Origin of the sequence: Nostoc mirabile CHAB5784, from assembly GCF_020829645.1 — a bacterium.
Lineage (GTDB): Bacteria > Cyanobacteriota > Cyanobacteriia > Cyanobacteriales > Nostocaceae > Nostoc > Nostoc mirabile.
Genome location: NZ_JAIVFS010000178.1, coordinates 1 through 9,592 on the forward strand (window position 1 = coordinate 1; position 9,592 = coordinate 9,592).

The window sequence follows — 9,592 nt, forward strand, 5'->3', positions numbered from 1 at the left end:
GATTGCAGTTGAGCAACTTCATCTTCACTCAAGTCAACGATGTACTTCTTTGCCATGTTCCACCTCGTTTTTGGCTATTTTACCAATTAGAGGTTTTACTTAGCAAAGTTACCTTGGCAGACTACTAAAACTGAAACGTCGTCCGAATGGTGCCAACAAAAATCGTGTCATTATTGCTGTTGTGATCGGGGTTGATAATAGCAATCACACCAGGGGTAATTGAGACATTATCGTTCACTTGCAATCGATATAAGGCTTCAAAATGCAATGAGGTGTTGCGATCTATTACCCCAAACTCATTGCTGATTACTTTGGGGGGTTGTCCAAAGACAAAGCCCAATAGATTGCCTTTTTTGCCCAAATCTGGGAATCCAAAATTAACAGCATAGTAAAAAATCTCAGCGCTGGGATCATTGGGGATATCTTGTGCCGATGCTTGGAGATATCCTACCCAGCCCCCTAATCTGAAGGCAGGGTTGACGAGCCAGGAAGCTGCAAGACTATAGCTATTCCCAACAATGTTTTTACTGGCTCCATTGAAGGGGTCATTGGTAATGGTACTACTTGTACTGATATCGATCGCATTCAAAGAACGAGCATAGGTTAAGCCAAAACTTAAGGATTTCGTAGGTTTTAATGTCAGTTGTGCTAGGGCAGAGTAGGAACCATCAAATAATCCAGATCCCGCAGTCGGGTTGTTGGCTTCACTAGCAAGATAAACCAGTGCCAAATTGATGGCTGAGTTGAAGTTATAACTGATACCAATGCCTGTCCCACCTGTTTCTTCACGATAGATAGGGCTGCGAATCCCAAATGCAGAAATAGAACCTCTGCCATCACTTCCCAATAAAGGGTTAATGGTATCGACCACATCAAATAACGTACCTTGAGCGATCGCACTCACCTTAACAGCAGACCCGATGGAAAATTGATAATAGAGTTGATTGAGAATTAACTGATTACCTGTATCACTATCAAAACTGAGGCGAGCCATATTTGTGCCTGTGGCTTCCCTAAAGTTGGGAATATTGCCAGCCTGAAATCGAATTCTCAGTAAATCTTGCCCCGTAAAACTGGTGTTAAATATCAACCGCACGCGATCGCTAAAAATGATATTATCACCGACCTTACCCCTGGAGCCAGGTGTTTCTCCTGCTGGTACAGCTTTATCATCGCCAAATGCACCACTCACCGCAAAAACTACTTCTCCAGTAAATTTTGTCGTCGTCGAGAATTGCTGAGACTCGAATTGATCTGTGCGTGTTGCTAAGGAATCTACCCGTCCACGCAATATTGAGAGTTCTGCTGCAAATTCCTTTTGAAGTCTTTGCAAAGTTTGTAAATCTTCTCTCTTAATCACATCTGCTGTCGTACTTTCTAGTAGCTGATTGAGCCGAGCGAGACAAGCATTCAACCCGACAGCAAATTCATAGCGAGTGATTGAGCGATTGCCTTGAAATTTTTGATCGGGATAACCAACAATGCAGTCGTAGCGATCGACTAATGCTTGTAATGCTTGAAATGCCCAATCTGTAGGCTGCACATCAGTAAGCTGATTCACAGATGTGACTTGCTCGGGCAACGTATCTTTGGCAGTAGCAGACCTAGAAAGGCATTGCTGAGTAAGGCATACTCCAAAGATCAGAGATGACGAGAGAATTAATTGAGAAAAAAGTTTCATTGAGAACAACCACCTTAGAGACACCAGATTGTTCGGCAATTTTTTACCAAGAAGTAGTTGTCACCGCTATGTTTCAAGTAAAGTTGATAACCTAGCGATGACAATACCAACTCAGTTACACACGAGCTAAAATAGACACTTTCTCATTATTTACTGGGAGATCCAGCACTTGAGTTTGCTGCATAGCTGGTCATCAGGTTTTTGTAGTCAGGAATAAACCCTGCTAAAAGACTACCTAGCCCTTCAATATCGTTACGCCAGTCACGGTGCAATTCACCCACAACGCTAAACCAATTGACCAATTGAACTCCAGCACGAGACATTCGATCCCAAGCTGCATAGCGACAGGCTTCATCAAAGGTTCCAGAGGCATCGGTGACAACAAAAACGTCATAACCTGCCTCCAATGCCGAAAGCGCACAAAAAGTAACACATACATCGGTGACAATCCCGGCAATGATTAATTGCTTTTTGCCTGTGGCTTCTACTGCTTTCACAAAGTCCTCGTTGTCCCAAGCGTTGATCTGTCCGGGGCGGGGAATAAAGGGAGCATCGGGAAACTTCTCTTTCAGTTCAGGGATGATGACACCATTGGGGCCATCCTCAAAGCTAGTTGTCAAAACTGTAGGCAGGTTAAAAAACTTGGCTGCACTTGCCAGTGCTAACACATTATTTTTGAAGTCGGCTGCACCAATATCACGCACAAGTGAGAACAGTCCAGTTTGGTGATCGACCAGCAGCACCGCAGCATTATTTTTGTCTAACCGGTTGTACTTGAATGTAGACATGAGTTATTGATCCTAATTTGAGTTATTGGGAATGAGGAATTGCAGAATGCTCTAAATAGCTTATGGCGTAAGCTGTTGCGAGATGGACTCAGTGTCCCAACGCGCCTAAAGGACGCAGCGAACGCCGTCTGCGGGGATTTTGAGACCGATGAGGTAGTCAGCGACGATGTCGTTGACACACGCATTGCCGACGGTGAGGGCTACACCGTGCTGTTCGCCATCGACGGTCAGCAGGCTCGCGCCGAGCGTCTTGGCGAAGCTGATGCCGCCTTCGTGCCATGCCTTGCCATATTCAGAGCCGCCGCGAATGTTGGCGATCGCCATCGCCTAAAAGGAAGGTCTGACCGCAACCGATCGGATTCGATTACCTTGTTCAGGTTTTGTTCTCGTAGGTGATCAGAAAAAAATTTCACAGTAATCGATTCCTTTTACGCTGCATTGCTGGTTTCATCCTTGACTTCGGTGAATGCTTTTAATTCAACCATCTTGCCGCCGCGAAAGCGCCAGACATCGCAGTACGAGTAATGAGTCGCCCTCCCGTCTTTGTCCTTCAGGGTGAAGTCGCCCAGTGCCGTGACGAAATCCCCCTCAGCGATTAAGTTCGCAACGATATTCAAAGGCGGTTCCACATACTCTGTTACCATCCATTGACGAACGGCTTCTTTTCCGTTCAGGGCTTGTCGCCGACAAATGTCCATTCCGTGTCGTCGGCGCAGAACGACAAGAATCCTTCATAGTTGCCTTGGGCGATCGCCGCGTTTGCCGCTTCTAAAATTGCTTTATTGTTCTTTGACATCTGAATCTCTCCTCTGTTCAAAGCAACAAAGTGGTGTGAGTTGTTATGCTGTTGCCCCTCACTGGTTTACTTCTAGGGACTGGTAAACGGCTTACATTGAATCGCCTTCACATTTCGCAGATAGTCCAACTGTGGCTCGAAGTCAGTCGGACAGAAGACATAAACATTGTCCTGAGATCGGCTAATGACTAAACGGTAGCTGGGTGGAATCCCTTCAGAACTTTCGATCACTTCGATTCTGGGAATCACTTGTGAACTGACTTGAGCCAGGGATGGAAAATTGAACAGTAGGAGTACGCCGAACAGAATTGTGATTGCGATTGTGGTTGTAGTTGTGATTTTGGTTGAAAGAATCTTTCGGTTCATTAGAAATCTTCTGTGGCTTATGGTTGTGTAATGTTCTGTTGTTTCCAGGGAAGCGGGGATCGATAGGGGTTTTCGTGCATATCCAGGACTTCCCAGGTGGTTGGATTGACTCGCCCTGTAACTGGGATTCTGTATCGTCTCTGGAGATCGCGTACCGCAGACGCTGTGACCGCACCAAAGATGCCATCGACGAGCGCCTCTCTTGGATTGCCTAACCTCACACCTGCGGCTCCTAAAAAGCCATTGTCTTGAAGGATGCGCTGTAACAATTGCACGTTTCTGCCGCGATCGCCTTGGCGCAAGGTAGGTAAGGTTAAATCAGTGTAGGCAGTGGCGATCAGAATGGGGGAGGTTTGTTGTGGAGGAATGCGGTGTGCGATCGCGGGATGAGTGAATGAACCTCCGAGCAATCCTGTTGCGATCGTTAGTACTCCGAAAATGAGTTGAGGTTTCATGATTGTCCTCCTGATGGGGATTGGTTTTATTTCGCATCAATTTGCGTCGGAGTGATTACTCCACTCGCTTTGAGACCTGCAACGAGGTCGGTCACTTGACGTTGAGCCTCTGTACTCAGGGAGTCAAAGTCGTCTAAGAAGAATTGACGTTCTAGCGTTAACTTCCGGGTATTGAGCAACCCTTCGATCTGCCAACCTTCGTCGCATTTCGTTACGACGTATAGCGGCAGCGAATCTCGTGACGGTGAAGTTTCAGTTTGTCCGGGCAGTATTACCCTGATAACTACGTACATGAGCGCGAGTTGCGAGTTCACGAAGCGGACAAAATTCACCTCACCCTCCAGGCATGTTCCTTTGATAACTGTGTCGAACGCTTGCTGATGAAATGCAGCGATTTCTTTTCGACCCTTGAGATGTGTGCCCTCGAACGTGAGGAAATCGGCAGTTTTGCTGAACGGGGCAGCAAAGCCTTCCCCGCTACCTCGATTCCAAGCATCAATCATCTGGTAAAGGAAAGCACGGATTGCCGACTCGTCAGCATTAGTGGTGGTTTGAGCTGTTTGTGAATTCACAGTCTTGAGTTCTCCTTTTAAGTAATAGACCAGTTTTCGAGCAGCATAAATTGTGTTATTAACGCTTGCAAAACTCACGGAACAATTGCAGTCACGCGAATTTCAATCCGCATCGTGGGTAGTCCAAGCGCCGCGACTCCTACCTGTGTCCAGATTGGAGCGTGGTTGGGCATATAATGACGAAATAGCTTGGACATCACTTCGTTAACCTCCGGGGGTAACCCGCCAACATGGTAAGAATTAACGTGAACCACATGCTCCCAACCCGCACCAGCCGTCGCCAAGGTTCGCTCGACGTTCCGGAACGCCTGAGCAATCTCGTCTGCAAACGATTCGGTAATTTGCAGATTGTCATCCCAGCCGCCTTGCCCTGATATCTCCACTCGATTGTCAATTTTTACCGCTTGCGAGTAATGCAATTGATTTAACAGATATTCCCCATAACCAGGGGTAACAAAAAACTTGGGCTTATTCATGGTGTTCCTCATGTAGTACGTTTGACTCTATCTCGCGTTGCTGAAACGAGTTTGTTTCGGCATCATCCGATTTAGACCCTAATGTTCAGAATTCACTTGCCATGTAATCACAATGATTTCTGCAAACAGTAAGACAACTATTAGCCGCGAAAACGCTTGTAAAATGGCTTCCATTGCCCAGTTCTGACTCTGAACTTCCCAGAGCATCGAAACAATATTGAATCCAATCACCAACCAGGGTAGAATTACCGATGAATTCCGCCTGCGATAGAAGCGAATCGCTGTCTCACGCCAAAATGGAAAGGTACTGAGAATACAAGCAATGTAGGACGCTCCTGCACTAATGAACAAGCTTGTTTGAAGACCCGAAGGCAGGTTTGGGTATCCAAGCGCGATCGCCGTTAGACAAACTCCCAGCGCCAGATACAGGAAAGTAAACAAGGTAAATTGTTTCATTCTTTGTAAATAAAGCTCAGTGATAATCTATTCCTAGGTGGCTGACATGACTCAGCCGATGAACAACAATTAGTCCACATGCAGCACAGCCTTACCTGAAAATCTGCGCCCGATCAAATCAGCCGACGTTACGTCTGCTTCACGCCACGAAACTGCTCGATCAATATGCGTTTTGAGCCGCCCCTGCTCAACTAACCTCAGCAGACGAGCCAGCCCAGAACTAGCACTTTCCAGCTCTACTTCGGTGTACAGCGTGAACCCGTAAAGCGTGCGCTGTCCTCCATTCTCGGAATAAGAAGTCTGCTAGGGACAGCTTCATCTCGTTGCCGCTGCTACTGCCATAACAAACGCAGGTGCCTCCTTGAGCCAAAAACGCAGTTAGCTTCCCGACCAATTCACCTCCTACTCCATCGACAATCAGTCGATAAGGCGCGAACTGCTCGGCTTCTTGCCCAGTCTCGGTCACCACCACTTCATCCGCGCCGTAATCTCGCACAAATGCTTCTTGCGCTGGCTGACGAATTTGGGCAACGACGCTGGCTCCCATCATCCGAGCAAGCTGCATGGCGAAGAGTCCCACTCCCCCTGTTGCCCCTGTGGTCAGCACCCGACTTCCTAGTAAACGAGATCCCTTTTCCACTGCATACAGTGCTGTTAACCCCGCGACGGGCAGTGTGGCGGCATCGGTATGTGATATGCTTTGGGGAATAATAGCCAGAAAGCGAGTCGAAATTGCTACATATTTTGCCCAGCCCTCCGAGCGGATAGAAAGGGCAACAATTTTTGTCCCTGTGGGTGGACCACTACCGTCCTGTGCCGTTTGTTCAACAACGCCAACGACATCCCAGCCAATTGGAGTGCCCAGTGGATCGTTTTGCGATCGCTTAAGTTCGCCCCGATTCATCGAAAATGCCTTGACGCGAATCAAGCACTCGTTAGCCTTCGGAGTAGGAACTTCAGTGTCTTGAAAGGTGAGGTTGCCAACGGCATCTGGTGAACTCACGAGTCTACGCATCGCAATTTTCACGAACAAGCATTCCGCCCCAGTCTCGCGAATCAAATCAGCAGTTTCTTCACCTTTTACACCGCGTATGTCCGAGAAGACCACTTTGGCTCCAGCAGCACCGAATGCGATCACGGTTGCTCTGCCAATTCCCGATGTGCCTCCTGTAACTAACGCCACTTTATTTTGCAGTATCATCGTGCTTCTCCTGTTTCAATCGAATATGAGCTTCGGCGCAAAATCAAACTCCGATCCGTCCTATCAGCCCATGCCAGCGGCTACCATCACCGGGATTGTGGGCAGGTTGAAAACGACGTGAACAACGACAGAGGGCCAGACCGAGCCGCTGCGGCGAAAGATATCGGCAGTGGCTAGACCCGCTACTACGGCTGCGGGAAAGACAATGTTGATGCCGTGACCGAGGGCAAAAATCACGGTGCTACCCACGACCCCGATGAACGGGCCGTAGCCCAGCAGTGCGTTAGTGATGACACCCCGGAAGAGCAACTCCTCACCCAGGGGCGTGACGATTCCGATGAAAAATGTCGCTAAAACCAGAGATAAAACTCCGCTGCTACCCCCCTCTGCGTACACACCCTGGACATTGTTGGTGTTCCCGGTGATCTGAATCCAGCCCAGAACTGCCAGCCCCTTGAGTACGAAGGCAACCAGTCCAACTCCGATCGCAATGAGCAACCAGCGCTTAGAGACCGGACGCACACCGAAGGCGTTCAGGGAACGAATCCGCAGCCGCACAGCCACCGCGAACGCGGTTAGCGTAGCGACACCTGTCCACGAAGTCAAGATCAGTCCGTAGACCACGGGGTCAAGACCGAGCCGCTTGAGCTGCGAAACACCGACGAACCCGACGATCGCCAAGACGACAAGACCCACAATGATCTCAAGCCAGCCTGGACGGGAAACCTTAAGCTGAACCGAGGACGCGGCGGGGAGATGTCCTGGCTGCTGCGAGTAGTTAGAAGGCACTTTAGACATGATAATCAACTCCTTTGATCCATTTGCTGATGGTTCTACGAACTGACGAGATCACCGACGACCCTTCTGATGGCTCTGGAAAACGGGTTCGGATGCCTCGTCGCGTTTGAACACCTTGTAGGCGATCGCCAGGAACATGGGTATTGCAACCAGCACTGATAGCGCCCCGTAGGTGGCGTGATACTTGCTGATTGTGAACAGAGTCGGTGTGGTCACAGCACTTCCAGTTATGTTGAACAGGAGTATGCTGCCGATGTTGTTCGCGAAGTGTACGCCGATGGCGAGTTCAGTGGTTCCGTCAATCAACGAGACCACAGTCCACAACAGACCCGGAACGAGGAAGTAGTTGGAAAAGACCGTCAGCCAGCCACCCGCGTTAGCGTTCGCGCAGCGTTCCGAAGGAAAGCTTAACGAAGTTATCGCCTCCGGGTTGCCAAGGTGCGGCAGCGTGAAGATCACGGCTGGCACGATCGCCAGAAAGACACGGTTACTCCAGATGAGGCTCGCACCCTGCACGATGTATCCACGGAAGAAAAGCTCCTCGGTGGTGGTTTGGATGGCGGTGAAGATCAGTGCGATCGGTACGAAGAGCGCCAACGCTGCCAGGTCGGAGTTAAAGGAAAAGGTGTCGGGGTAGAAGAGGTACTGTCCCAGCCCACCGATTAGGCAGAATGGCACGAACCACGCCACGAACCCCTGCCCGACGCGATACCAGCAGTTGCATTTTTCATGAGAATACATCCTGACTTTTGCAGATGATTTACGCCGCGCTGCTGGTTTCATCCTTGACCTCGGTTTTGATGACAAAAGCTCTTAATTCGACAATCTTGCCGCCATGAAAGCGCCAGATGTCGCAGTACGAGTAATCAGCCGCCTTCCCGTCTTCGTCCTTCATGGTGATGTCGCCGAGTGCCGTGACGAAATCACCCTCAGCGATTAAGTTAGCGACCCTAAACTTTGGCGGCTCTATGTATGTCATTGCCATCCATTGGCGAACGGCTTCTTTTCCTTTAAGGGTCTTGTCACCTACAAATGTCCATTCCATGTCGTCGGCGCAGAACGACAAGAATCCTTCATTGTTGCCTTGGGCGATCGCCGCGTTTGCCTCTTCTAAGATGGCTTTATTTTTGTCTGACATTTGAATTTCTCCTCTATTCAAGTTGTCTTTGTTTTAGCCAACTTGGAGTTTAGTAAGTTCCAACACTCAACTTTGAGTAATGCTCCAGCGCAACTCGATCCCAATGTCCTAAATTGGCTGCTGCTTCATAGGTGCTTTGGAAAAAAGCAAGGAGCATTGCATCTGGATCGTCAGTTTGTCTCACGGCTTCATAGGGTAGGATAAACTCTTGCATCTCTGAGCTGTAAAAAGCTTCTGTGGGTTGGATCGGGTAATCATGGAACCTTTCCGGCGTAGGGTAAGCATAAGCGTAAAAAACAGGCTCCACAATTGACCCACCCCCTGGCCAAAAACCACAGCTACTGACTTCGTGTGAATAGGCTTCTCGTGTGACCCAATCTGCCATATTCGGAACTCCCCCTGGGTGTTCTGGCGCACGACGACCAGAGAAACGAGTCACAGCAAGATCAAAGCTGCCCCAAAAAAAATGTACAGGGCTGGATTTACCAATAAACTGGGAACGGAATAAGGTCATGACCCGATCGACTTGCACAAGAATTCGCCAGAACCGTTGTGCATATTCCGGATCATAAGCTGCGTGTTGATAGTCCTGATCGAACGGGATTGGTTCTGACACTTCTTGCGGCATCGTCCAGATTTGGACTTCTATGCCGATGTCGCTCAATGTAGTTAGCACCATTTGGTAAAAATCTGCCACAGAGCGAGGAGCCAGTGCAATTCTTTTAGTAATGCCGTCGCTAGTAGTCTGCCAAGGTAACTTTGCTAAGTAAAACCTCTAATTGGTAAAATAGCCAAAAACGAGGTGGAACATGGCAAAGAAGTACATCGTTGACTTGAGTGAAGATGAAGTTGCTCAACTGCAATC

At 48.8% G+C, this 9,592-nt stretch carries 14 protein-coding genes and 1 pseudogene; all 15 read right to left on the reverse strand.

The window, feature by feature from the left end; genetic code table 11:
- Window positions 1-124: 124 nt before the first annotated feature.
- The gene (locus LC653_RS42605; protein ID WP_229501312.1) at window positions 125-1,681 is read right to left on the reverse strand and encodes an iron uptake porin; all 1,557 of its coding nucleotides are present in this window, start codon (window positions 1,679-1,681) and stop codon (window positions 125-127) included.
- A gap of 146 nt (window positions 1,682-1,827) precedes the next feature.
- Window positions 1,828-2,469 (reverse strand): isochorismate family cysteine hydrolase YcaC, encoded by a 642-nt coding sequence (ycaC, locus tag LC653_RS42610; protein ID WP_214438917.1) that lies wholly within the window; start codon window positions 2,467-2,469, stop codon window positions 1,828-1,830.
- A 105-nt stretch (window positions 2,470-2,574) separates the two neighbouring features.
- Window positions 2,575-2,793: an alpha/beta hydrolase gene (locus LC653_RS42615; protein WP_229501313.1), complete on the reverse strand. Its 219-nt coding sequence runs from the start codon at window positions 2,791-2,793 to the stop codon at window positions 2,575-2,577.
- A 104-nt stretch (window positions 2,794-2,897) separates the two neighbouring features.
- Window positions 2,898-3,167, reverse strand: coding sequence for a nuclear transport factor 2 family protein (locus LC653_RS42620; protein WP_229501314.1), 270 nt, complete (start codon window positions 3,165-3,167; stop codon window positions 2,898-2,900).
- Window positions 3,140-3,265 carry a nuclear transport factor 2-like protein gene (locus LC653_RS46630; protein WP_267923421.1) on the reverse strand — a complete coding sequence of 42 codons (126 nt, stop codon included), beginning with the start codon at window positions 3,263-3,265 and terminating at the stop codon, window positions 3,140-3,142. Before LC653_RS46630 ends, LC653_RS42620 begins: the two co-directional genes overlap by 28 nt.
- A gap of 72 nt (window positions 3,266-3,337) precedes the next feature.
- The gene (locus LC653_RS42625; RefSeq protein ID WP_105221027.1) at window positions 3,338-3,631 is read right to left on the reverse strand and encodes a hypothetical protein; all 294 of its coding nucleotides are present in this window, start codon (window positions 3,629-3,631) and stop codon (window positions 3,338-3,340) included.
- Between the two features lie 17 nt (window positions 3,632-3,648).
- Window positions 3,649-4,086, reverse strand: a complete 438-nt coding sequence (locus LC653_RS42630) for a peptidoglycan-binding domain-containing protein (RefSeq protein ID WP_229501315.1) — start codon at window positions 4,084-4,086, stop codon at window positions 3,649-3,651.
- Window positions 4,087-4,112: 26 nt separating this feature from the next.
- The gene (locus LC653_RS42635; protein WP_229501316.1) at window positions 4,113-4,736 is read right to left on the reverse strand and encodes an SgcJ/EcaC family oxidoreductase; all 624 of its coding nucleotides are present in this window, start codon (window positions 4,734-4,736) and stop codon (window positions 4,113-4,115) included.
- Window positions 4,733-5,134: a RidA family protein gene (locus tag LC653_RS42640; RefSeq protein WP_229501317.1), complete on the reverse strand. Its 402-nt coding sequence runs from the start codon at window positions 5,132-5,134 to the stop codon at window positions 4,733-4,735. The genes LC653_RS42635 and LC653_RS42640 overlap by 4 nt, the downstream gene beginning before the upstream one ends.
- A 78-nt stretch (window positions 5,135-5,212) precedes the next feature.
- On the reverse strand, window positions 5,213-5,590 hold the full coding sequence (locus tag LC653_RS42645) for a hypothetical protein (protein ID WP_229501318.1): 378 nt from the start codon (window positions 5,588-5,590) through the stop codon (window positions 5,213-5,215).
- 220 nt (window positions 5,591-5,810) lie between these two features.
- The gene (locus LC653_RS42650; protein WP_229501319.1) at window positions 5,811-6,791 is read right to left on the reverse strand and encodes an SDR family NAD(P)-dependent oxidoreductase; all 981 of its coding nucleotides are present in this window, start codon (window positions 6,789-6,791) and stop codon (window positions 5,811-5,813) included.
- 63 nt (window positions 6,792-6,854) lie between these two features.
- Window positions 6,855-7,589, reverse strand: a complete 735-nt coding sequence (locus LC653_RS42655) for a CPBP family intramembrane glutamic endopeptidase (RefSeq protein WP_229501320.1) — start codon at window positions 7,587-7,589, stop codon at window positions 6,855-6,857.
- A gap of 51 nt (window positions 7,590-7,640) precedes the next feature.
- Window positions 7,641-8,372, reverse strand: coding sequence for a CPBP family intramembrane glutamic endopeptidase (locus LC653_RS42660; RefSeq protein ID WP_229501321.1), 732 nt, complete (start codon window positions 8,370-8,372; stop codon window positions 7,641-7,643).
- Window positions 8,350-8,727, reverse strand: a complete 378-nt coding sequence (locus LC653_RS42665) for a nuclear transport factor 2 family protein (RefSeq protein ID WP_190945955.1) — start codon at window positions 8,725-8,727, stop codon at window positions 8,350-8,352. Before LC653_RS42665 ends, LC653_RS42660 begins: the two co-directional genes overlap by 23 nt.
- 49 nt (window positions 8,728-8,776) lie before the next feature.
- A pseudogene (locus LC653_RS42670) lies at window positions 8,777-9,469 on the reverse strand (DUF5996 family protein); the annotation flags it as partial.
- Between the last annotated feature and the right edge of the window lie 123 nt (window positions 9,470-9,592).

Excerpts from the sequence above, each read along its gene's own strand:
- LC653_RS42640 (WP_229501317.1), bottom strand. The coding sequence starts at position 5,134 with ATGAATAAGCCCAAGTTTTTTGTTACCCCTGGTTATGGGGAATATCTG.
- LC653_RS42660 (WP_229501321.1), bottom strand. The coding sequence starts at position 8,372 with ATGAAACCAGCAGCGCGGCGTAAATCATCTGCAAAAGTCAGGATGTAT.
- LC653_RS42665 (WP_190945955.1), bottom strand. The coding sequence starts at position 8,727 with ATGTCAGACAAAAATAAAGCCATCTTAGAAGAGGCAAACGCGGCGATC.
- LC653_RS42615 (WP_229501313.1), bottom strand. The coding sequence starts at position 2,793 with ATGGCGATCGCCAACATTCGCGGCGGCTCTGAATATGGCAAGGCATGG.
- LC653_RS42625 (WP_105221027.1), bottom strand. The coding sequence starts at position 3,631 with ATGAACCGAAAGATTCTTTCAACCAAAATCACAACTACAACCACAATC.
- LC653_RS42645 (WP_229501318.1), bottom strand. The coding sequence starts at position 5,590 with ATGAAACAATTTACCTTGTTTACTTTCCTGTATCTGGCGCTGGGAGTT.
- LC653_RS42630 (WP_229501315.1), bottom strand. The coding sequence starts at position 4,086 with ATGAAACCTCAACTCATTTTCGGAGTACTAACGATCGCAACAGGATTG.
- LC653_RS42650 (WP_229501319.1), bottom strand. The coding sequence starts at position 6,791 with ATGATACTGCAAAATAAAGTGGCGTTAGTTACAGGAGGCACATCGGGA.
- LC653_RS42620 (WP_229501314.1), bottom strand. The coding sequence starts at position 3,167 with ATGGACATTTGTCGGCGACAAGCCCTGAACGGAAAAGAAGCCGTTCGT.
- LC653_RS46630 (WP_267923421.1), bottom strand. The coding sequence starts at position 3,265 with ATGTCAAAGAACAATAAAGCAATTTTAGAAGCGGCAAACGCGGCGATC.
- ycaC (WP_214438917.1), bottom strand. The coding sequence starts at position 2,469 with ATGTCTACATTCAAGTACAACCGGTTAGACAAAAATAATGCTGCGGTG.
- LC653_RS42605 (WP_229501312.1), bottom strand. The coding sequence starts at position 1,681 with ATGAAACTTTTTTCTCAATTAATTCTCTCGTCATCTCTGATCTTTGGA.
- LC653_RS42655 (WP_229501320.1), bottom strand. The coding sequence starts at position 7,589 with ATGTCTAAAGTGCCTTCTAACTACTCGCAGCAGCCAGGACATCTCCCC.